This window comes from Pseudomonas migulae (genome assembly GCF_043225285.1).
Taxonomy (GTDB): Bacteria; Pseudomonadota; Gammaproteobacteria; order Pseudomonadales; family Pseudomonadaceae; genus Aquipseudomonas; species Aquipseudomonas migulae_C.
In genome coordinates this window covers 2,461,494-2,481,732 of sequence record NZ_CP171224.1, presented here as the reverse complement: position 1 = coordinate 2,481,732, position 20,239 = coordinate 2,461,494, and the positions used below count along the sequence as shown (strand labels likewise).

The window sequence follows — 20,239 nt, the reverse complement described above, 5'->3', positions numbered from 1 at the left end:
TATGTAAAAACGCGTCGCGCCTTAACCTTTGTGCGGTTGCCAGGTCTGGCTTTCAGTCGCTAAGGAGTGGGGTTTATGCGGTGCTTTGTGTGTGCGCTATTGCTGGTGTTGTCTATCGATGTCAGGGCTGGAGAGGTGTTCCTGATTCCGGAGAACAATCCCAAGCCGGTTTACCCTGTGGCACTTTATCGAGAGGGTATAACCGGCACGTTGCGTGTCAGTTTTATCGCCCACGCCGATGGCTCTGTCAGCAAGGTAGAGGCGTCGAAAGACGCGCATCCTGAGTTGGTCGAAGCCTCCCGAACGGCAGTGAGTCAATGGCGATACAGGCCCTGGGAGATTTCCGTAGAGCGACCTGCGCAAATCCAGGTGGTTGCGCCAATGGTTTTCAGGCTGGACGACAATCTCCCTATTCACGCCAACGAGGAGTTGAAGAAGTTGAGTTGTGGCGACGTCGCCCGGAGCGCGTTGCAGCTGGCGGAGTTCTCCTGGGTCGACATGCCGGTGTTCAGCTGGACCCGCAGCTATCTGACCCACTCGCTGTCGCCTACACAATTGCCAGATGCAAGGCGGTTGGAGCTGATTGCCAAGCTCAACAAGAGCGTGCCTTCGATTGTTCGGCGTTGTAATACGCATCAGGCATCGCGGTATGTGCGTTTTCTGCCGAAGGAAATTCGCGAGTTGCTTTGATTGAGAGCATGGAGCGCGACCGATTACGGTCGCGCTTTTTTACGTTGAGCGAATTACTCTGGTTTGAAGCCGGGTTTACCGTTTGCTTCGCGCCATTTCTTTATACTGTTTAGTATGCCTTCGGGAGTGTTTTCAACTCCTTGTTCAGGGTAGAAAAGAATGTCGGTTCCGTTCGGGTGTTCGGAAGCGTCTACTATCTTGTGAACAATGGAGTCAAGTTCTTCTTCAGATGAGTATTGCCCTAGAAATAATTTATGGATGAGTTCCAAAAACTCAGATTCGGCGTATTGGTCGAACGTTTTTTTGGTATTCATTGAGACTCACCATCGTTTTTTGAGTGTTTAGCGATGTGCGCTTTAGGAGTCATTATTACCATGTTGTCCATATTGTAGACTTCGCCCCCTTCGCTGATCGGATGCCGATGATGAATTTCAAATTTCTGCCGGCCACCCACTTGTTCACTTTGGGGGGCAAATGGTGAATACCCTTTTTTCATCAACACTAAATTAAGTGGATTGAATTGCTCGCTTAGCGTTGAGTCATTTGCCACAGTATTCCAAAGCCTCTCTCTAAATTTATCAAAATCCCTGAAGTCCTGACCACGCAATTCATCCGCAATATGCGCAGGAACCGGAACGCCCGATTGGCCCGATTCACTTCCTAGCCAGTTTTCTCCAGCCGCTTGCCCTATCCCCGTAGCGGTCCCCGGCTCATAGCGCGGCCCGCTTCGGCTCGCCATGACATAAACGGGGTCGATTCCGGACTCTTTTGGAAACCACAGAATGTAATCGTCGGAGTCGGCCTCATCTTCCGCCGGATATTCGTCTGTTCGACCCTCGACAGGTGTAACCCTGGCCCCCGGATAAATCTTGATGTCAGTTTGTTCTGCGGGTAGTTCGGTAGAGCCCAAAACTTCTTTGCCTGGCGCGCTGTCTGGTGTCCAGGTCAGTGTCCTAGGGTTGAAGCCTTCGGTTCTGAACGTGTAGAGGTGAGTGAGTGGATCAAGCTTGGCTTCTCTTACCCTGACCTTATCGGACAGGGCTTCGCCGGTCGGGGAGAGATAAAGCTGGGTGTGTTCTCCACGCGTCGTTGATGTGACACGGAAGGGCACGCTGACGGAGTCGGATGTGTGCAAACCCGTGTAGTCGGCGCCACTGCCGGCAAGCTGCGACAGCGGCATGGTCAGCACGACAGGATTACGCTGCAGGTCGCCGTTTCCGAGAGTAGGCGAGTAGAAGACCGATGCGAACAGTGCTGCCAAACGGCCTCGGCCTAGCGCTGCGGTGGCTTTTTCCAGGGATTCGACTGCGCCTCTCAAGGAGGTTGGCAGGGCGTCGTACCCTTCGATCAGACCGTCGGAAGTTATTACTAACGGCTTTGCGTTTGCTGCTGCACCGCTGACGGTTGCCAGGTTTACGTTTTCGGCATTTCTCTCGGCAATCTCTCTGGCTAGCGCCTCCGCTTGCCGAGCGGTCTCTTCACGGGTCAGCGCATCCGTATAAGCCGCAGTGAGTTGATTTGAGTGCTGCATAAGAAGACGTATTGATTCATTGTGGTACTTGACGGAATACCCCGCTAAGTAGGATCGAATCCAGAGCTTGTTTGTTTCTCCGGGACCATGAAGTTGTCGTGTGTATCGGTTGAATCTATTTATATATTCTTTTTCTGTTTTGTTGTGCGGATCGCTGCCATAAAAAGAGTTTGCCTTTTGTAAGCTGTCTTGCAAGTATTCGTTTTTAAGTTGTATTAATTTATCAATGATAAGCAGGTCGCGTTTTATGCTGTTCGAATCACTTTGTGTTGCCGTCTCTGCGCTTTGCACGCCATTGGTCGAAAGTTCGGATAGCGTTTGTTCTGGAAGGTTTTTGATGTTTTCTTGATGATCTTTTTCCATGTTGATGCGAACACTTAAGCTGTGTGCTGCAACATTAGGTGTCATTTGAAAATTTTTCCGTGGATCTACCCCGTATCCACCACCTTCAAAGGCCTGTGAGTAGCGTGTTTCTTTGTAAGGATTGATTTCAGTTACAGCTATATTCAAAGTGTCGCCGGGTTTCCAGTCTTGATCACTCATACAGTCGCTCCTTGTGTCTGTATGGCATCAAATTAATGAAAACCCTTGCGGCGAAGGCGGTACATAATTACCGCCACATCGATCAAGATTGATGATCGACAAATGAATTGTGTGAACCCCGAAAATGAAAAGGCCAGAACAACCTCATCAGTTGTCCTGGCCTTTTTTGTGTCTGGCGCTGATTCAGCGAACCTGCACGACCACTTTCCCAACCGCCTTGCGCTGGCCAAGGTCATTGATTGCCTGCGCCGCATTGCTCAGCGGATAGACCTGCGACACCAGTGGCTTCAACTTGCCTTCGGCGAACCAGCCAAACAGCTGCTGGAAGTTCGCTGCATTGTCCTGCGGTTGACGCTGGGCGAACGAGCCCCAGAACACGCCCACCACTGCGGCACCTTTAAGTAGCGCGAGGTTGACCGGGAATTCCGGAATGCGTCCGCTGGCGAAACCCACCACCAGCAAGCGGCCGTTCCAGGCGATGGCGCGGATGGCCTGGTCGAACAGGTCGCCGCCGACCGGGTCGTAGATGACGTCGGCGCCCTGGCCATCGGTCAGGCGTTTGATTTCGTCCTTGAGGTTGGTTTCGCTGTAGTTGATCAGCTCATCGGCACCGGCGGCTTTGGCCACGGCGAGTTTTTCCGCGCTGCTGGCGGCGGCGATCACCCGGGCGCCCATGGCTTTGCCGATTTCCACGGCGGCCAGGCCGACACCGCCAGAGGCACCGAGCACCAGCAGGGTTTCACCCGGTTGCAGGTTGGCCCGTTGCTTGAGGGCGTGCATCGAGGTGCCGTAGGTCATGCTGAAAGCTGCGGCGGTGTTGAAGTCCATGGACGGCGGGATTGGCAGCACGTTGTAGCCTGGAACCGCGACCTGCTCGGCGAAACTGCCCCAGCCGGTCAGGGCCATGACCCGGTCGCCGACCTTGAGGTGGCTGACTTTCTCGCCCACTGCACTGACCACGCCTGCCGCTTCGCCGCCCGGTGAAAACGGGAAGGGCGGCTTGAACTGGTATTTACCCTCGATGATCAGCGTGTCCGGGAAATTCACCCCGGCGGCGTGCACGTCCAGCAGGATTTCGTTCTTCTTCGCGACAGGGCTGGCGACGTCTTCCAGCACCAGCGATTCGGCAGGGCCGAAGGCTTTGCACAGCACGGCTTTCATCAGGGCTATTCCTTTGGGAGTGATGGCCGATAAGTGTAGGTGTGTGAGTCAACGGGTCAACGAGCATGCCCCGCCCTGATAGTCAGCCATAAGCTTGTGCTTGCGCGGCGGGTCGTTATGCTAGGCCACAAACCGGATAAGGAGCGAATTGTGAAAGCGTGGATCATGTTGTTGCTGGCCCTGTCTCTGCCTGTGGTGGCAGCTGCCGAAGAAGCTAAAGAGGCCAAAGAAGGCGAAGCGCCGAAGGTCAATTACATCACCCTGAGCCCGCCGTTCGTGGGCAACTATGGGCTGGATGGCACGCCGAAGCTGAAGGTCTACAAGGCCGACGTGGCGTTGCGGGTGACCGGTGAAGACGCGACCAGGCTGGTGAAGGCCAACGAACCTTTGATTCGTAATCAGTTGGTGGCGCTGTTTGCCCAGCAGTCGACCGAGACGATGAACAACGTCGAAGCCAAGGAAAAGCTGCGTCAGGAAGCGTTGAAGCAGACCCAGCAAGTCATGAATGACGAAACCGGCAAGCCGGTGGTTGAGGATTTGTTGTTCAACAACCTGATCATCCAGTAATGCTGGATCTGTAGGAGCCAGCTTGCTGGCGATGGCGCCCTCAAAATCGCCATCGCCGGCAAGCCGGCTCCTACAAAGTGCGAAACCTGAGACCGCCATCGCCAGCAAGCCGGCTCCTACAAAAGCATTTCAGCGCAGTGCCATGACCGCCGCCCATTGCTCGGCCGTAACCGGCATCACCGACAAGCGCGAACCCTTCTGCACCAGCGGCATCTCCGCAAGCGCGGTCTGCTGTTTCAAATAATCCAGCTTCAATACTTTGGAAAACGTCTCGACATGCGCGACATCTATCGCGCTCCAGGCGTTTTTTTCGGCGGTGGCCTTCGGATCGTAGTAATGACTTTCCGGCTCCAGCGCCGTCGGGTCCGGATACGCCGCTTCGACAATCTTCCCAATGCCGGCAATCCCGGGCTCCGGGCAGCTGGAGTGATAAAAGAAGAACTCATCACCGACCGCCATCGCCCTCAGGAAATTCCGTGCCTGGTAGTTGCGAACGCCGTCCCAGCGCGCTTTTCCAAGCTTCTCCAGGCCTTTGATCGAGAGCTCGTCGGGCTCGGATTTCATCAGCCAATAGGCCATGGTTTTGCTCCTTGCGAGTCAGGTGGGCAAGTTGTCGGGCAATTTTATGACAAACCGACAGTCGGTTGACGCCAGCGTTTGCGTGTCAGTTCACGTTGTCGCAAAATGCCGGCCTTCTAAGCTTGACGCTGCTGCACGGCCTACACCTACAACGGAAACCGCTGCTGTCATCGTGTTGATGTGCCTTTGGGGGGCAATCGATGAAACGCAAACCGGATTTACTATGGATTTTGGTTATTTTGTTTGGCCTCGGCGTCGTGACCACCGGCTATGCCCAAAGCCTTTGGAACAACAAGACCGATGCGCCGATTGAAATCGCGCAGCAACAACAGCCGTCAGCCTTCAAGCGCTGAACCGGTCTTTTCGACGCCGCTAGTTCTCAGTGGCGTCTAGCCTGCGAAATACCAGGCCTTGTCTGTAACCGTTCCCTGCAACGGCACATCCCAGCTCGCTTGAGCCAATCGCTCGACCTTCTGACATTCATGGGCCAGTCCCAGTAACGTCGGCTTGCGCCAGTCTTTGCGCCTCGCCAGGTACGAAAGGCTGCGATCGTAGAAACCGCCGCCCATGCCCAGTCGTCCGCCCACATCGTCAAAACCGACCAGCGGCAACAGCACCAGATCGAGTGCCCAGATCTTGCGCTGGCGGGCGAGGTTCGCCCGTGGTTCGAGGATGCGAAAACGGTTGGGCTTGAGCTTTTCGCCGGGGCGAATCCGCTGGAACACCATCTTGGTTCGCGGCCAGGCGCTGAGCACCGGCAGGTACGTCGCCTTGCCCCGGCGTTGTGCGGCACGCAGCAACAGGCGCGGGTCGATTTCACCGTCGGTGGGCAGGTACAGGGAGATGTGTTTGGCGCGGCGAAACAACGGCTGCTGGGCCAATTGCTTGTACAGCCCGCGAGCGGCCTGGCGTTGCTGACTGGGTGTCAGTGCGCGGCGGGCCTTGCGCAGCATGCGTCGAAGTTGCGGGCGGGGCAGCAGCGCAGGTTCGGTCATGGATTCGGGCTTCGGCAGTGCGGGTACACAAAGCGTACCCGTAAAAAAGCCGATGCCGGTGTTTGAACCGGCATCGGACTGGAATCAGGCTCCCCGGATGAACCGCTGCTGACTTAGCCCTTGAACCCGAAAGTTCAAGGTGGAAGATGCAGTAGGCTTTAAGGCTTTCCGTCTAGCGGACATGCACACCAGCCCAACGTGCAGCCTCCAGGGTAGTGCGAATCGGCTCAGGGACGTGGTCAACTGGCAAGCACCCCAGGGAGTGATGCGAGTATAACCCAAGCGGTCCGGCGAATCAGCCCTTGGTGACGTCCGGATCGGTCGCGAGCACCAGATCGACGCGATCGAGCAGGTCGCGAACCTGCTCGCGGGTCGAACCGCTGACCTGCACATCCGGGCGTTCTTCCTTGTGCAGCAGGTCATGCGTGATGTTCAACGCAGCCATCACGGCGATGCGATCGGCGCCAATGACTTTGCCGCTGCTGCGGATTTCACGCATCTTGCCGTCCAGGTAACGGGCAGCGCTCACCAGGTTGCTGCGCTCTTCCTGGGGGCAGATGATCGAATACTCTTTGTCGAGGATCTGCACGGTTACGCTATTGCTTGAACTCATGAGTCTTGCTCCAGGGCCTTGAGGCGCGAAATCATCGATTCGACCTTACGCCGGGCGATTTCATTTTTTTCAATGAGGTGAGCGCGTTCCTCGCGCCAGGTCTTTTCCTGAGCTAGTAGGAGTCCGTTTTGACTCTTAAGTTGCTCGACCCGATCAATTAGCAGTTCGAGTCTGGCCATCAGCGCTTGCAGGTCGGTGTCTTCCATTGTGTCCACTGAAATGTCTGATGGGTGTTGGACTTGTAGGAGCGAGCTTGCTCGCGATGAGCCTGAGAACGCCGCGGGGTGTCAGATACCCAGCATCATCGTTGGCGACCATCGCGAGCAAGCTCGCTCCTACAGGGGTAGTCGATGTAGGATACAAGGCCTTCATTCTAGACATAGCGCCGTCTGGCGCCTAGCTGCCCATGCCCATTCAGAATTCCCCGTACCAAGCTTTCGCCACCCTGCTGACCTCCAGCGGCCATAACGTCTCGCCTGCGGAGCTGCATGGCCTGCTTCTCGGCCGCAGTTGCGCCGGTGCCGGCTTCGATGCCGAAGGCTGGCTGGTCGATGCCGCCGAGCTGCTCGAAGGCGAGCCGCAAGACAACGTCCGCAATGCCTTGATCGGCCTGCAAGAAATGGTCAAGGGCGAGCTGACCGGTGATGACGTGACCGTCGTCCTGCTGCTGCCGACGGATGACGAGCCGCTGGCTGATCGTGCCGCCGCACTGGGCCAATGGTGCCAGGGTTTCCTCAGCGGTTTCGGCCTGAACTGCCGTGACAGCAGCATGCTGAGCACCGAGGCCACCGAAGTGTTGCAGGATCTTGCGGCGATCTCCCAGGTGCAAGACGCGCTGGAAGAGTCCGACGACGGCGAAAGCGACTACATGGAAGTGATGGAATACCTGCGCGTCGCGCCGCTGCTGTTGTTCTCCGAAACCAAAAAGCCGGACGCGCCGGCCGCCGCCAAACCGTCGTTGCATTAATCGCGAGCCAGGAAAAGCCATCTGCCCATGATTCATATCCCGAAATCGGAATACAGCCGTCGCCGCAAGGCCTTGATGGCGCAGATGGAACCCAACAGCATCGCCATCCTGCCCGCCGCCGCGGTGGCCATCCGCAACCGCGACGTCGAGCACGTTTACCGTCAGGACAGCGACTTCCAGTACCTCAGCGGCTTTCCCGAGCCACAGGCCGTCATCGTCTTGATGCCCGGTCGTGAGCACGGCGAATACCTGTTGTTCTGCCGCGAGCGCAACGCCGAGCGCGAACTCTGGGACGGCCTGCGCGCCGGCCAGGAAGGCGCGATCCGCGACTTCGGCGCCGACGACGCCTTCCCCATTACCGATATCGACGACATCCTGCCGGGCCTGATCGAAGGGCGCGACCGGGTGTATTCGGCCATGGGCAGCAACCCGGAATTCGATCGGCACCTGATGGACTGGATCAACGTGATTCGCTCCAAGGCGCACCTCGGTGCGCAGCCGCCCAACGAATTCGTTGCGCTGGATCATCTGCTGCACGACATGCGCCTGTATAAATCGGCGGCAGAAGTGAAGGTGATGCGCGAAGCCGCGCGGATTTCCGCCCAGGCGCATATCCGCGCGATGCAGGCCAGCCGCGCCGGTCTGCACGAGTTCAGCCTTGAAGCCGAGCTCGATTACGAATTCCGGAAGGGCGGGGCGAAAATGCCGGCCTACGGTTCGATCGTCGCCGCCGGGCGCAATAGCTGCATCCTGCATTACCAGCAGAATGACGCCGTGCTCAAGGACGGTGACCTGGTGCTGATCGACGCTGGCTGCGAGATCGATTGCTACGCCAGCGACATCACCCGCACCTGGCCGGTCAACGGCAAGTATTCCGCGGAACAGAAGGCGATCTACGAGTTGGTGCTGGCTTCGCAGGAAGCGGCCTTCGCCGAAATCGCCCCGAACAAGCACTGGAACCAGGCGCACGAAGCCACGGTTCGGGTAATTACTGCCGGTCTGGTGAAACTGGGTTTGCTGCTGGGGGACGTCGACGAGTTGATCGCCAGCGAAGCCTATAAAGCGTTTTACATGCACCGCGCCGGCCACTGGCTGGGCATGGATGTGCATGACGTCGGCGAGTACAAGGTCGGCGGCGAATGGCGCGTGCTGGAAGTCGGCATGGCGCTGACCGTGGAGCCGGGGATCTACATCGCCCCGGATAACCAGAACGTAGCGAAAAAATGGCGCGGCATTGGCGTGCGCATCGAGGACGACGTCGTGGTCACTAAAACCGGCTGTGAAATCCTGACCAATGGCGTACCGAAAACGGTCGCCGAGATCGAAGCGCTGATGGCTGAAGCACGGACGAAAGCGGCATGAGTCGGGTCAATCTGGCAATCATCGGTGGCGGCCTGGTCGGCGCCAGCCTGGCGTTGGCGTTGCAGGCCGGCGCGAAGGCACGTGGCTGGAAGATCGTATTGATAGAGCCGTTTGCGCCCGGCGACACCTACCAGCCGAGTTACGATGCTCGCTCTTCGGCGCTGTCCTACGGTGCCAAGCAAATTTATCAACGGTTGGGCGTGTGGCAGGAAATATCTCGCCGCGCCGAACCGATCAAGCAGATTCATGTGTCCGACCGGGGCCGCTTCTCTACCGCGCGGCTGTCGGCGATGGAAGAGGGCGTGCCGGCGCTGGGTTACGTGGTGGAAAACGCCTGGCTTGGCCAGTGCCTCTGGAAAGGCCTGGACAACGACGTGGTCACCTGGCGCTGCCCGGCGGAAGTCACGCGCATGGAACCGCTGACCGATGGCTATCGCCTGACCCTCAATGACGAAACAACCCTGGAATGCGACCTCGCGGTACTCGCCGATGGCGGCCGCTCCGGCCTGCGCGAGCAACTGGGCATCGGCATCAAGAAGCGCCCGTACAACCAGAGCGCGCTGATCGCCAACATCACTCCGAGCGAAGCCCACAACGGCATGGCGTTCGAGCGTTTTACCGACGACGGCCCGATGGCGTTGCTGCCGCTGCCGGAAAACCGCTGCGCCCTGGTCTGGACCCGACTGGGCATGGACGCGCAACGGCTCGCGTCCCTCGATGAGCGCAGTTTCCTCAGCGAGTTGCAGGGCGTGTTCGGCTACCGCCTCGGCACATTGAAGCAAGTCGGCGCGCGGCATCTTTATCCGCTGACCTTGATTGAAGCCGAGGAACAGGTACGCCCGCACCTGGTGATTCTCGGCAATGCCGCCCACAGCCTGCACCCGATTGCCGGCCAGGGTTTCAACCTGTCGCTGCGCGATGCCCAGGCGTTGGCCGATGCGCTTTTAGCCAGCGAGAAAGCGCCCGGCGACTTCGCGACGTTGCAGGCCTATCGCGAGCGCCAGCGTCTGGATCAGAACCTGACCGTGGGTTTCTCCGATCAGGTCACGCGGTTGTTCGGCAGCACTCAACCGCTGGTTTCGCTGGGCCGCAACATCGGCCTGCTTGGCCTCGATCTGTTGCCACCGGCCAAGCGCTGGTTCGCCCGACAAGCCATGGGCCTGGGTACGCGTCCCGATGCTTAAGTGGCTGACCGGCACGTTCGGCAAAGCGCGGTTGATGCGTTGGTTCATGACTTTTTACCCGCCCTATCTCGGCGCCGGGGTGAGGGTTCGGCATATCAGCGATGACTTTCGCGATATCCAGGTGTCCATGGGGCTGGGCTGGTACAACCGCAATTACGTCGGCACGCAGTTCGGCGGCAGCCTGTATTCGATGGTCGACCCGTTCTACATGTTGATGCTGATGGAAAACCTGGGCGGTCACTACATCGTCTGGGACAAAGCCGCCGACATCGATTTCATCTCGCCGGGCAAAGGCCCGGTGTTCGCCCGGTTCAGGATCGACGAGACGCTGCTCGACGAGATCCGCCGCGAGACGGCAAGCGGCGAAAAATACCTGCCGCAGTTGCAGGTCGATATTCACGACGGCGCCGGCACCTTGGTGGCGCGGGTCCGGAAAACCCTTTACGTGCGGCTCAAACCGCGAGCGAGGCAGGCTTAAAGCATGGACATGCGCGCAGATGTGCTGATTGTCGGGGCCGGAATGGTCGGTAGCGCCCTGGCGCTGGCGTTGCAGGACAGCGGGCTGGACGTGCTGTTGCTGGACGGCAGCCCGATGAGCGTCAAGCCTTTCGACGCTCAGGCACCGTTCGAACCGCGGGTGAGCGCCCTGTCGGCGGCCAGCCAGCGGATTCTCGAACGCCTGGGCGTCTGGGACGGCATCGCCAACCGGCGCAGCAGCCCGTACACCGACATGCATGTCTGGGACGGCAGCGGCACCGGGCAGATTCACTTCTCAGCCGCCAGCGTGCATGCCGAGGTGCTCGGGCATATCGTCGAGAACCGCGTGGTCCAGGACGCCTTGCTCGACCGCTTGCACGACTGCGATCTGGGGATGCTGGCCAACGCGCGCCTGGAGCAGATGCGCCGCTCCGGTGACGACTGGCTGCTGACCCTCGCCGATGGCCGCACCCTGCGTGCGCCGTTGGTGATCGCGGCGGACGGCGCCAATTCGGCGGTGCGGCGCCTGACCGGCGTGGCGACGCGCGAGTGGGATTATCTGCATCACGCGATCGTCACCAGTGTGCGCAGTAGCCGGCCGCATCAAATGACCGCGTGGCAGCGTTTTACCGACAACGGCCCGTTGGCGTTTCTGCCGCTGGAGCGTGATGGCCGGCAGGATTGGTGTTCGATCGTCTGGTCGACCACGCCGAACGAAGCCGAACGCTTGATGGCGCTGGATGACGAAGGATTCTGCCGTGAGCTGGAGCGCGCCTTCGAAGGCCGGCTCGGCACGGTGGACAGCGCCGACCCGCGCCTGTGCGTGCCGCTGCGTCAGCGCCATGCCAAACGCTATGTGGCGGAGGGCCTGGCGCTGATCGGCGATGCGGCGCACACCATTCACCCGCTGGCCGGGCAGGGCGTGAACCTCGGTTTTCTCGATGCCGCGGTGCTTGCCGAAGTGTTGCTGCAAGCTTCGGAGCGGGGCGAGCGCCTGGCGGATGTGAAAGTGCTGAGCCGTTACGAGCGCCGACGCATGCCGCATAACCTCGCGTTGATGGCGGCGATGGAAGGCTTCGAGCGACTGTTCCAGGCGGATCCGCTGCCGGTGCGCTGGTTGCGCAATACAGGGCTGAAGATCGTCGAGCAGATGCCGGAGGCCAAGGCGTTGTTTGTGCGCGAGGCGTTGGGGTTGACCGGGGATTTGCCGGCTCTCGCCAAGGCCTGACATCTGCAGTGATGTCCATTGCGGGAGCGAGCCTGCTCGCGATGGACTTGAGAGCGACGTGGGGTGTCAGGCCGCCAGCGGTATCCTTCAACCCCGTCGCGAGCGGGCTCGCTCCCACAGGAAATATCCTGTGCAACATCTGGTAACTCCTCCGCGAACTGTTCGATTGAGAAGGTAAATGTGAGTCCTTATCATTTGGCCTCACTTTTTCAAATCGAGAGATCGCTCCCATGTTGGCACCGAAGCGTCTACTGACCGCACTCGCCCTGACCCTGATCGGCAGCACCACTGCCCAGGCCGCTGACGAGGTGGTGGTTTACTCCTCGCGTATCGACGAGCTGATCAAGCCGGTGTTCGATGCCTACACCGCGAAAACCGGTGTACAGGTGAAGTTCATCACCGACAAGGAAGCGCCGCTGATGCAGCGCATCAAGGCCGAGGGTGAGAACGCCACCGCCGACCTGCTGCTGACCGTCGATGCCGGCAACCTCTGGCAAGCCGAGCAGATGGGCATCCTGCAACCCTTCACCTCGAAGACCATCGACGCCAACATCCCGCTGCAATACCGCGCCTCCAGCCATGCCTGGACCGGCTTGAGCCTGCGCGCGCGGACCATCGCCTATTCCACCGATCGAGTGAAGCCGGGCGAGTTGACCACCTATGAAGGTCTGGCCGACAAGAACTGGGAAGGCCGCTTGTGCCTGCGCACGGCGAAGAAGGTCTACAACCAGTCCCTGACCGCCACCATGATCGAAGTCCACGGCGCGGACAAAACCGAGCAAATCCTCAAGGGCTGGGTGAGCAACCTGTCCACCGACGTGTTCTCCGACGATATTGCGGTGCTGGAAGCGATCAACGCCGGCCAGTGCGATGTCGGCATCGTCAACACCTACTACTACGGTCGCCTGCACAAGCAGAAGCCTGACCTGGCGGTGAAGCTGTTCTGGCCGAACCAGGGTGATCGTGGCGTCCACGTCAATCTCTCGGGCATCGGCCTGACCAAGCATGCGCCGCACCCGGAAGCAGCCAAGGCGTTGGTGGAGTGGATGACGACGCCGGAAGCACAGAAGATCTTTGCCGACGTGAACCAGGAGTTCCCGGCCAACCCGGCGGTTCCGCCGTCCGCCGAAGTGGCGGGTTGGGGCAAGTTTGTGGCGGATACCTTGCCGGTGGAAGTGGCGGGCAAGCGCCAGGCTGAAGCGATTCGCATGATGGATCGGGCTGGCTGGAACTGATCCCGCTTTTGTGCGACAAGCACTACCCACTGTAGGAGCGAGCCTGCTCGCGATGAACGTCAACGATAACGCTGGGTGTCTGACGGCCCGCGGCGTCCTTACGTTCATCGCGAGCAGGCTCGCTCCTACAATGGGCTCTGTGTATATCCCTTCTGCTTGAGAGTTTGTCCTTGGCCCACCCTGCCCAACGCCGCTGGTATCCCCTGGTCTTCGCCATTGCTGCGCTGGTCCTGCTGCCCCTCAGCGTTCTGCTGTTGTCCTGGCAAACCCTCGATCATCAAATCTGGTCCCACCTCTGGGACACGCAGATGCCACGCCTTCTGGGCAACACGCTGACCCTGGTGCTCGGCGTCGGTATTGGCGTCACGCTGCTGGGTGTCAGCCTTGCCTGGCTCACCAGCCTCTGTGAGTTTCCCGGCAGGAAATGGCTGGACTGGGCGCTGATGCTGCCGTTTGCCATTCCCGCCTATGTGCTGGCATTCGTCTTCGTCGGTCTGCTGGATTTCGCCGGGCCCGTGCAGAGCCTGATGCGCGAATGGTTCGGCACCGGCCTGCGGCTGCCGCGCGTGCGTTCCACCGGCGGTGTCATCCTGGTTCTGGTGCTGGTTTTTTATCCCTACGTTTACCTGCTGGCGCGCACGGCGTTCCTGGCCCAGGGCAAAGGCCTGATGGAAGCCGCCCGTGTCCTTGGGCAATCCCCGTGGCAGGCGTTCTGGCGCGTCGCCTTGCCCATGGCGCGGCCAGCCATCGGCGCGGGTGTGGCGCTGGCGTTGATGGAGACGCTGGCGGATTTCGGCGCCGTGTCGGTGTTCAACTTCGATACGTTCACCACGGCTATCTACAAAACCTGGTACGGATTCTTTAGCCTCTCCACCGCCGCGCAACTGGCCAGCCTGTTGCTGTTGGTGGTGATGGTGGTGCTCTACGGCGAGCGTCGCGCGCGCGGAGCCAATCGGGCGAGCAACGAACGACCGCGGGTCAAGGCGCTGTATCACCTTCGCGGGCTCAAGGCGTTCGCGGCGATGAGCTGGTGCGGCCTGGTGTTTGCCTGTGCCTTCGTCATTCCGATGCTGCAACTGGTGGTGTGGTTCTGGCAGCGCGGGCGTTTCGATCTGGATGAGCGTTACACCGGGCTGATCGTCCATACGCTGTATCTGGGCGGTATGGCGGCGCTGATCACCGTCAGTGTCGCGCTGGTGCTGGCGTTCGCCGGACGCCTCGCGCCCACCCGGGCGATCCGCTCCGGCATCAGCCTGGCCAACCTCGGCTATGCGCTGCCGGGTTCGGTTCTGGCGGTATCGATCATGCTGGCCTTCAGTTATCTGGATCGTGAACTGGTGATCCCTGTGTCGGGTTGGCTCGGTGGCGCCGGCAAGCCGTTGCTGCTCGGCAGTCTGTCGGCGTTGCTGTTGGCCTATTTGGTGCGTTTCATCGCCGTGGCTCACGGGCCGCTCGAAAGCAGTCTGGCGCGAATACGGCCCTCTTTGCCCGAAGCGGCACGTAGTCTTGGGGTCAGTGGGCCACGACTGTTTTTCAAGGTGTATCTGCCGTTGCTGCTGCCCGGCACACTGAGTGCGGCGCTGCTGGTGTTCGTCGATGTGCTCAAGGAAATGCCCGCGACCCTGCTGATGCGCCCGTTTGGCTGGGACACGCTGGCGGTGCGCATCTTTGAAATGACCAGCGAAGGTGAGTGGGCGAGGGCATCTTTACCGGCACTGACCCTGGTTCTGGTCGGGTTGTTACCGGTCATCGGATTGATTCGACGTTCGGCGCATCGAAACGCCTAGGTGCCAGTCCTACACCTTGAGGCTACAATGCGCGGCATTCGGTGCGGTCCGTCTTACAGACCCGGTCGCTGAAATCGGCTGGAAGCCTTCTATTTCAGGGCTTTTACCCCGTGCAGCATCGGCCCGCACCTTCGCCACGCCCGGAAGGAGAAACCCATGGGACAGCGTACGCCTCTGTATGACCTTCATCTCGCCCTCGGCGCGAAGATGGTCGATTTTGGCGGTTGGGATATGCCTCTGCATTACGGCTCGCAGGTCGAGGAGCACCATCAGGTGCGTCGCGATTGCGGGGTTTTCGATGTATCCCACATGACCGTGATCGATGTCAGCGGCAGTCAGGCCAAGGCCTGGCTTCAGCATTTGCTGGCCAATGACGTCGAGCGCCTGCACAGCTCCGGCCGTGCGCTCTACAGCACCATGCTCAACGAGCGCGGCGGCATCGTCGACGACATGATCGTCTACCGCCTCGACGACGGTTATCGCCTGGTGGTCAATGCCTCCACCCGCGACCAGGACCTGGCGTGGATGCAGGCGCACCTCGATGGCTTCGACGTGCACATCACCGAGCGCTCGGAAATGGCGATGCTCGCCATTCAAGGCCCTCATGCCCGGCACAAAATCTCCGAACTGGTCACCCAGTCTCGCGGCAACCTGATCCAGCTGCTCAAGCCGTTCGAAGGCCAGCCCGACGGTGACTGGTTCATCGCGCGCACTGGCTACACCGGCGAAGACGGGCTGGAAATCATCCTGCCGGCCAATCAGGCCCCCGGCTTCTTCAACGATCTGGTTGGCGCGGGCATCTCGCCGATCGGGCTCGGAGCGCGGGATACCCTGCGTGTCGAGGCGGGCATGAACCTCTACGGACAGGACATCAATCAGGACGTTTCGCCCCTGGCCTCGAACATGGCCTGGAGCATTGCCTGGGAGCCGGCCTCTCGCCAGTTCATTGGCCGTGATGCTCTGGAAGCTGAACGGGCAGGGGGCGTGCAACACAAACTGGTCGGTCTGGTCCTTGAGGAGCGTGGGGTTTTGCGCGCTCATCAGGTAGTCCGCATCGCCAATGTTGGCGAAGGAGAGATCACCAGTGGTAGTTTCTCTCCTACGCTTAGCAAGTCGATTGCACTGGCGCGCGTGCCGATGGCGACAGCCGACCGCGCGGAAGTGGAAATCCGTGGCAAATGGTACCCGGTCCGAGTGGTCAAACCGACCTTCGTACGCCATGGCAAAACCTTGATCTAACCTTTTCCGGCGGGCACGACCGCTGACAATTTCCTTGAGGACACAGAACATGAGCGATATCCCTGCCGACCTGCGTTTTGCCGAAAGTCACGAATGGGCCCGTCTGGAAGCCGACGGCACCGTCACCGTGGGTATCAGCGATCACGCTCAGGAAGCCTTGGGCGACGTGGTGTTCGTTGAGCTGACTGAAGTGGGCACCACTTTCGCTGCCGGCGATCAATCCGGTGTCGTCGAGTCGGTTAAAGCCGCTTCCGACATCTACTCCCCGGTTGCCGGCGAAGTGATTGCGGTGAACGAAGAACTGAGCGCAAACCCGGAACTGCTCAACTCCGACCCGTACGGTGCCTGGATCTTCAAACTGAAGCCAAGCAACACCGGCGATCTGGACAAGCTGCTCGATGCGGCTGGCTACAAGGCCGCCATCGGCGAGTAAGCCTTCAGCGTCACCCAAAGCCCCGACCTGTCGGGGCTTTTTTGTGGGCGATGAAAGTCTCGTGTGGGAGCGAGCCTGCTCGCGATGACGGCAGACCAGGCGCCAATGCAGCGACTGTCAGACCGCTATCGCGAGCAGGCTCGCTCCCACATGGGATCTGCGTCGTCCAAGGGGCCGCTTTGGCAGCGACTGCTATGCTGGTTTGACCGTGTTGCATCGACGCTGAGCGCCAGTCAAGAGAGAGCCCGTCATGTCCCAGTTGCCGTCCCTGAGCCAGTTACGCGACCCCAATGCCTTCCTTCGCCGCCACCTCGGGCCCGATGCCGCCGAGCAGCAGGCGATGCTCGACAGCCTCGGTCTCGGGAGCCGGGTCGAGTTGATCGAGCAAACGGTGCCGCCGGGAATCCGCCTCAACCGCGCGCTGGACCTGCCACCCGCCCTCGACGAACAAGCCGCGCTGGCCAAGCTGCGCGGTTACGCCGAGCAGAACCAGGTCTGGACCAGCCTGATCGGCATGGGCTACCACGGCACCCTCACGCCTGCCGTCATCTTGCGCAACGTGCTGGAAAATCCCGGTTGGTACACCGCCTACACGCCCTATCAACCGGAGATCGCCCAAGGCCGGCTGGAAGCGCTGCTGAACTTTCAGCAATTGACCATCGACCTGACCGGTCTGGAACTGGCCAACGCCTCGTTGCTCGATGAAGCCACGGCCGCGGCGGAAGCCATGGCCCTGGCCAAGCGTGTCGCCAAATCCAGGAGCAATCTGTTTTTCGTCGATGAGAACTGCCACCCGCAGACGATTTCCGTGGTGCAGACCCGTGCTGAAGGTTTCGGTTTCGAGCTGATCGTCGACGCTGTGGATAACTTGAAACAACACCAGGTGTTCGGCGCGCTGCTGCAATACCCCGACACCCACGGCGAGATCCGCGACCTGCGTCCGCTCATCGATCATCTGCATGCCCAGCAAGCGCTGGCCTGTGTCGCCACCGATCTGCTGAGCCTGCTGTTGCTCACACCGCCGGGAGAATTGGGCGCCGACGTGGTGTTCGGCTCGTCCCAGCGATTCGGTGTTCCCATGGGTTACGGTGGCCCGCATGCGGCGTTCTTTGCCAGTCGTGACGAGTACAAACGGGCGATTCCCGGGCGGATCATCGGCGTCTCGAAAGATGCTCGCGGCAACACGGCGTTGCGCATGGCTCTGCAAACCCGTGAGCAACATATTCGCCGGGAGAAGGCCAACTCGAACATCTGCACCGCCCAGGTGTTGCTGGCCAACATCGCCAGTTTTTACGCGGTGTATCACGGCCCGGAAGGATTGAAACGCATTGCCCAGCGTGTGCACCGCTTGACCTGCATCCTTGCGGCGGGCCTCGAACGTCATGGCATCGCACGTCTCAACACGCACTTTTTCGACACGCTGACGCTGGAAGTGGGCGGCACTCAAACGGCAATCATCGAAAGCGCCCAGGCCGCGCAGATCAACTTGCGCATTCTCGGACGCGGGCTGTTGGGCCTCAGCCTCGACGAAACCTCTGACGAAACCACCGTGGCGAAACTGTTCGATGTGTTCCTCGGTGCCGATCATGGGCTCGACGTCGAGGCGCTGGATGCCGAAGCCGTGCCTTCCGGGATTCCCGCCGGGCTGCTGCGCTCCTCGCCTTATTTGCGTCACCCGGTGTTCAGCGCGCATCACAGCGAAACCGAGATGCTGCGCTACCTCAAGCAACTGGAGAACAAGGACCTGGCCCTCAACCAGTCCATGATCCCGCTGGGCTCCTGCACCATGAAGCTCAATGCCACCAGCGAGATGATCCCGATCACCTGGCCGCAGTTCGCCAACTTGCACCCGTTTGTGCCGAAAGAGCAGGCCACCGGTTATGCGTTGATGATCGAAGAGCTAGAGCGCTGGCTCTGCGCGATCACCGGTTTCGATGCGATCTGCATGCAACCCAACTCCGGCGCCCAGGGCGAGTACGCCGGGTTGCTGGCGATCCGCAAGTATCACGAGAGTCGGCATCAAGGCGCGCGGGATATCTGCCTGATCCCGTCCTCGGCCCACGGCACCAATCCGGCTTCTGCACAAATGGCCGGCATGCGCGTGGTAATCGTCGAATGCGACGAAGCGGGCAACGTTGATCTGGATGATTTGAAAGGCAAGGCATCCGAGGCGGGCGACAAACTCGCCTGCCTGATGGCGACGTATCCATCGACCCATGGTGTTTATGAGGAAGGCATCAGCGAAATCTGTGAAGTTATCCACAGCCATGGCGGCCAGGTGTACATGGATGGCGCCAACCTCAATGCGCAAGTCGGGTTGGCGCGGCCGGCGGACATCGGTGCCGACGTCTCGCACATGAACCTGCACAAGACCTTCTGCATTCCCCACGGTGGAGGCGGGCCCGGCATGGGACCGATTGGTGTGCGGGCGCACCTGGCGCCGTTCGTGGCCAATCACCCGGTGGTGGCGATTGACGGCCCGCTGCCGCAGAACGGCGCGGTCAGCGCGGCGCCCTGGGGCAGTGCGAGCATCCTGCCGATCAGCTGGATGTACATCGCCATGATGGGGCCGCAACTGGCGGACGCCAGCGAAGTGGCGATCCTCGCCGCAAATTACCTGGCGCAGCATCTGTCTGGCGCCTTCCCGGTGCTCTACACCGGGCGCAATGAACGGGTGGCCCACGAATGTATCCTCGATCTGCGGCCGCTCAAGGCGTTGACCGGGATCAGCGAGGAGGACGTGGCCAAACGCCTGATGGATTACGGCTTCCATGCGCCGACCATGTCGTTCCCGGTGCCGGGGACCTTGATGGTCGAGCCCACGGAAAGTGAATCGAAAGCAGAGCTGGACCGCTTTATCGGGGCGATGCTGAGCATTCGCGCAGAAATCACTGCGGTGCAGAACGGTGACTGGCCTGCCGAGGACAATCCGCTCAAGCGTGCGCCGCACACCTTGGCGGACATCACCGGTGTCTGGGAGCGGCCCTACAGCATCGAGCAAGCCGTGACGCCGGATGCGCACACCAAGGCGCACAAGTATTGGCCGGTGGTGAACCGTGTCGATAACGTCTACGGCGATCGCAACCTCTTCTGTGCCTGCGTGCCGGTGGACGACTATCGCTGATCTGGCTTAACGCAAGTTCTAATGTGGGAGCGAGCCTGCTCGCGATAGCGGTGGATGAGTCGACATCATCAGCGACGGGTACACCGCTATCGCGAGCAGGCTCGCTCCCACAGGTGTTTTGTAGCGGGCAAAAAAATGCCGCTCATGTGAGCGGCATTTTTATTCAGCCGTAACTCTTATTCCGACGCGACGGCGTTCTTCGCCAGGATCGCATTCGCCAGTTCCATATCCGTGGCCTGCAGGCCCGGGTTATCGGCGCGGACTTTCTGCATCGCCGCTTCCAGGTACGGGCCGCGAATGCCGCCGTCGCTGGCGACGAAGCTGCCGGCATCGTCCTGGGCGGCAATGATCAGTTTGTGATCCTTGAACGTGAGGTAAGTCGAGCCGGTGGTAGCACCGGACGAAATGACGTTACGCCAAAAGCTATCGGCCATCGCCGAACCGACTGGAAGGGACAACAGGGCGATGGTAGCGACAGCAAGTTTGAGACGCATGATGGGTGACTCCACTGGGTTAACTACGGG

21 protein-coding genes and 1 other RNA gene are annotated in these 20,239 nt (G+C 60.1%); 13 read left to right on the top strand and 9 right to left on the bottom strand.

Features of this window, described 5'->3' with window-relative positions; genetic code table 11:
- Positions 1–75 precede the first annotated feature (75 nt).
- Positions 76–690 (top strand): energy transducer TonB, encoded by a 615-nt coding sequence (locus ACF6ZU_RS11520; protein WP_392892462.1) that lies wholly within the window; start codon positions 76–78, stop codon positions 688–690.
- Positions 691–743: 53 nt separating this feature from the next.
- On the opposite strand, the gene ACF6ZU_RS11515 is transcribed toward ACF6ZU_RS11520, so the two are convergent.
- The 3 genes from ACF6ZU_RS11515 to ACF6ZU_RS11505 all read right to left on the bottom strand — a co-directional run bounded on the left by ACF6ZU_RS11515 (position 744) and on the right by ACF6ZU_RS11505 (position 3,925).
- Positions 744–1,004, bottom strand: a complete 261-nt coding sequence (locus ACF6ZU_RS11515) for a bacteriocin immunity protein (protein ID WP_392892460.1) — start codon at positions 1,002–1,004, stop codon at positions 744–746.
- Positions 1,001–2,764 (bottom strand): S-type pyocin domain-containing protein, encoded by a 1,764-nt coding sequence (locus ACF6ZU_RS11510; protein ID WP_392892458.1) that lies wholly within the window; start codon positions 2,762–2,764, stop codon positions 1,001–1,003. The genes ACF6ZU_RS11515 and ACF6ZU_RS11510 overlap by 4 nt, the downstream gene beginning before the upstream one ends.
- A gap of 183 nt (positions 2,765–2,947) precedes the next feature.
- On the bottom strand, positions 2,948–3,925 hold the full coding sequence (locus ACF6ZU_RS11505) for an NADPH:quinone oxidoreductase family protein (RefSeq protein ID WP_392892456.1): 978 nt from the start codon (positions 3,923–3,925) through the stop codon (positions 2,948–2,950).
- 150 nt (positions 3,926–4,075) lie between these two features.
- On the opposite strand from ACF6ZU_RS11505, the gene ACF6ZU_RS11500 reads away from it, so the two are divergent.
- Positions 4,076–4,492: a flagellar basal body-associated protein FliL gene (locus tag ACF6ZU_RS11500; RefSeq protein WP_392892454.1), complete on the top strand. Its 417-nt coding sequence runs from the start codon at positions 4,076–4,078 to the stop codon at positions 4,490–4,492.
- Between the two features lie 129 nt (positions 4,493–4,621).
- On the opposite strand, the gene ACF6ZU_RS11495 is transcribed toward ACF6ZU_RS11500, so the two are convergent.
- A complete protein-coding gene (locus ACF6ZU_RS11495) occupies positions 4,622–5,071 on the bottom strand; it encodes an EVE domain-containing protein (protein ID WP_392892453.1) in 450 nt (149 codons plus the stop codon).
- Positions 5,072–5,271: 200 nt separating this feature from the next.
- On the opposite strand from ACF6ZU_RS11495, the gene ACF6ZU_RS11490 reads away from it, so the two are divergent.
- Positions 5,272–5,424, top strand: coding sequence for a hypothetical protein (locus ACF6ZU_RS11490; protein ID WP_007942433.1), 153 nt, complete (start codon positions 5,272–5,274; stop codon positions 5,422–5,424).
- A gap of 36 nt (positions 5,425–5,460) precedes the next feature.
- Here ACF6ZU_RS11490 and ACF6ZU_RS11485 read toward each other — a convergent pair whose 3' ends face one another.
- The 4 genes from ACF6ZU_RS11485 to ACF6ZU_RS11470 all read right to left on the bottom strand — a co-directional run bounded on the left by ACF6ZU_RS11485 (position 5,461) and on the right by ACF6ZU_RS11470 (position 6,885).
- The gene (locus ACF6ZU_RS11485; RefSeq protein ID WP_392892450.1) at positions 5,461–6,066 is read right to left on the bottom strand and encodes a 5-formyltetrahydrofolate cyclo-ligase; all 606 of its coding nucleotides are present in this window, start codon (positions 6,064–6,066) and stop codon (positions 5,461–5,463) included.
- An 86-nt stretch (positions 6,067–6,152) separates the two neighbouring features.
- Positions 6,153–6,331, bottom strand: a non-coding RNA gene (ssrS, locus tag ACF6ZU_RS11480) — 6S RNA.
- A 30-nt stretch (positions 6,332–6,361) separates the two neighbouring features.
- Positions 6,362–6,679, bottom strand: a complete 318-nt coding sequence (locus tag ACF6ZU_RS11475) for a cell division protein ZapA (protein ID WP_008024266.1) — start codon at positions 6,677–6,679, stop codon at positions 6,362–6,364.
- On the bottom strand, positions 6,676–6,885 hold the full coding sequence (locus tag ACF6ZU_RS11470) for a TIGR02449 family protein (RefSeq protein WP_003177365.1): 210 nt from the start codon (positions 6,883–6,885) through the stop codon (positions 6,676–6,678). The genes ACF6ZU_RS11475 and ACF6ZU_RS11470 overlap by 4 nt, the downstream gene beginning before the upstream one ends.
- A 200-nt stretch (positions 6,886–7,085) precedes the next feature.
- Here ACF6ZU_RS11470 and ACF6ZU_RS11465 point away from each other — a divergent pair, with 200 nt between their 5' ends.
- From ACF6ZU_RS11465 to gcvP, 10 genes are all read left to right on the top strand, one after another.
- Positions 7,086–7,646, top strand: a complete 561-nt coding sequence (locus ACF6ZU_RS11465; protein WP_392892443.1) for a YecA family protein — start codon at positions 7,086–7,088, stop codon at positions 7,644–7,646.
- 27 nt (positions 7,647–7,673) lie between these two features.
- Positions 7,674–9,008, top strand: coding sequence for a Xaa-Pro aminopeptidase (gene pepP, locus ACF6ZU_RS11460; RefSeq protein WP_392892442.1), 1,335 nt, complete (start codon positions 7,674–7,676; stop codon positions 9,006–9,008).
- Entirely contained in the window at positions 9,005–10,192 is a 1,188-nt protein-coding gene (gene ubiH / locus ACF6ZU_RS11455; RefSeq protein WP_392892440.1) for a 2-octaprenyl-6-methoxyphenyl hydroxylase, read from the top strand. Before pepP ends, ubiH begins: the two co-directional genes overlap by 4 nt.
- Entirely contained in the window at positions 10,185–10,670 is a 486-nt protein-coding gene (locus ACF6ZU_RS11450; protein ID WP_392892438.1) for a DUF4442 domain-containing protein, read from the top strand. Before ubiH ends, ACF6ZU_RS11450 begins: the two co-directional genes overlap by 8 nt.
- A gap of 9 nt (positions 10,671–10,679) precedes the next feature.
- Entirely contained in the window at positions 10,680–11,897 is a 1,218-nt protein-coding gene (locus tag ACF6ZU_RS11445; protein ID WP_392893780.1) for a 2-octaprenyl-3-methyl-6-methoxy-1,4-benzoquinol hydroxylase, read from the top strand.
- Between the two features lie 230 nt (positions 11,898–12,127).
- Positions 12,128–13,132, top strand: coding sequence for an extracellular solute-binding protein (locus ACF6ZU_RS11440; RefSeq protein WP_392892436.1), 1,005 nt, complete (start codon positions 12,128–12,130; stop codon positions 13,130–13,132).
- 170 nt (positions 13,133–13,302) lie between these two features.
- On the top strand, positions 13,303–14,919 hold the full coding sequence (locus tag ACF6ZU_RS11435) for an ABC transporter permease (RefSeq protein ID WP_392892434.1): 1,617 nt from the start codon (positions 13,303–13,305) through the stop codon (positions 14,917–14,919).
- A gap of 156 nt (positions 14,920–15,075) precedes the next feature.
- On the top strand, positions 15,076–16,158 hold the full coding sequence (gcvT, locus tag ACF6ZU_RS11430; protein ID WP_392892432.1) for a glycine cleavage system aminomethyltransferase GcvT: 1,083 nt from the start codon (positions 15,076–15,078) through the stop codon (positions 16,156–16,158).
- A gap of 49 nt (positions 16,159–16,207) precedes the next feature.
- The gene (gene gcvH / locus ACF6ZU_RS11425) at positions 16,208–16,591 is read left to right on the top strand and encodes a glycine cleavage system protein GcvH (protein WP_392892430.1); all 384 of its coding nucleotides are present in this window, start codon (positions 16,208–16,210) and stop codon (positions 16,589–16,591) included.
- 250 nt (positions 16,592–16,841) lie between these two features.
- Positions 16,842–19,715 (top strand): aminomethyl-transferring glycine dehydrogenase, encoded by a 2,874-nt coding sequence (gcvP, locus tag ACF6ZU_RS11420; protein WP_392892428.1) that lies wholly within the window; start codon positions 16,842–16,844, stop codon positions 19,713–19,715.
- A 176-nt stretch (positions 19,716–19,891) separates the two neighbouring features.
- Here the strand turns inward: gcvP and ACF6ZU_RS11415 are convergent, their stop codons facing one another.
- On the bottom strand, positions 19,892–20,209 hold the full coding sequence (locus ACF6ZU_RS11415; RefSeq protein ID WP_134420813.1) for a DUF2388 domain-containing protein: 318 nt from the start codon (positions 20,207–20,209) through the stop codon (positions 19,892–19,894).
- Positions 20,210–20,239 lie beyond the last annotated feature (30 nt).

Coding starts and splice junctions, on each gene's coding strand:
- gcvT (WP_392892432.1), top strand. CDS start 15,076: ATGGGACAGCGTACGCCTCTGTATGACCTTCATCTCGCCCTCGGCGCG.
- ACF6ZU_RS11465 (WP_392892443.1), top strand. CDS start 7,086: ATGCCCATTCAGAATTCCCCGTACCAAGCTTTCGCCACCCTGCTGACC.
- ACF6ZU_RS11450 (WP_392892438.1), top strand. CDS start 10,185: ATGCTTAAGTGGCTGACCGGCACGTTCGGCAAAGCGCGGTTGATGCGT.
- ACF6ZU_RS11440 (WP_392892436.1), top strand. CDS start 12,128: ATGTTGGCACCGAAGCGTCTACTGACCGCACTCGCCCTGACCCTGATC.
- ACF6ZU_RS11490 (WP_007942433.1), top strand. CDS start 5,272: ATGAAACGCAAACCGGATTTACTATGGATTTTGGTTATTTTGTTTGGC.
- ubiH (WP_392892440.1), top strand. CDS start 9,005: ATGAGTCGGGTCAATCTGGCAATCATCGGTGGCGGCCTGGTCGGCGCC.
- ACF6ZU_RS11470 (WP_003177365.1), bottom strand. CDS start 6,885: ATGGAAGACACCGACCTGCAAGCGCTGATGGCCAGACTCGAACTGCTA.
- ACF6ZU_RS11515 (WP_392892460.1), bottom strand. CDS start 1,004: ATGAATACCAAAAAAACGTTCGACCAATACGCCGAATCTGAGTTTTTG.
- ACF6ZU_RS11505 (WP_392892456.1), bottom strand. CDS start 3,925: ATGAAAGCCGTGCTGTGCAAAGCCTTCGGCCCTGCCGAATCGCTGGTG.
- ACF6ZU_RS11520 (WP_392892462.1), top strand. CDS start 76: ATGCGGTGCTTTGTGTGTGCGCTATTGCTGGTGTTGTCTATCGATGTC.
- gcvH (WP_392892430.1), top strand. CDS start 16,208: ATGAGCGATATCCCTGCCGACCTGCGTTTTGCCGAAAGTCACGAATGG.
- ACF6ZU_RS11510 (WP_392892458.1), bottom strand. CDS start 2,764: ATGAGTGATCAAGACTGGAAACCCGGCGACACTTTGAATATAGCTGTA.
- ACF6ZU_RS11475 (WP_008024266.1), bottom strand. CDS start 6,679: ATGAGTTCAAGCAATAGCGTAACCGTGCAGATCCTCGACAAAGAGTAT.
- gcvP (WP_392892428.1), top strand. CDS start 16,842: ATGTCCCAGTTGCCGTCCCTGAGCCAGTTACGCGACCCCAATGCCTTC.
- ACF6ZU_RS11495 (WP_392892453.1), bottom strand. CDS start 5,071: ATGGCCTATTGGCTGATGAAATCCGAGCCCGACGAGCTCTCGATCAAA.
- ACF6ZU_RS11445 (WP_392893780.1), top strand. CDS start 10,680: ATGCGCGCAGATGTGCTGATTGTCGGGGCCGGAATGGTCGGTAGCGCC.
- ACF6ZU_RS11485 (WP_392892450.1), bottom strand. CDS start 6,066: ATGACCGAACCTGCGCTGCTGCCCCGCCCGCAACTTCGACGCATGCTG.
- pepP (WP_392892442.1), top strand. CDS start 7,674: ATGATTCATATCCCGAAATCGGAATACAGCCGTCGCCGCAAGGCCTTG.
- ACF6ZU_RS11415 (WP_134420813.1), bottom strand. CDS start 20,209: ATGCGTCTCAAACTTGCTGTCGCTACCATCGCCCTGTTGTCCCTTCCA.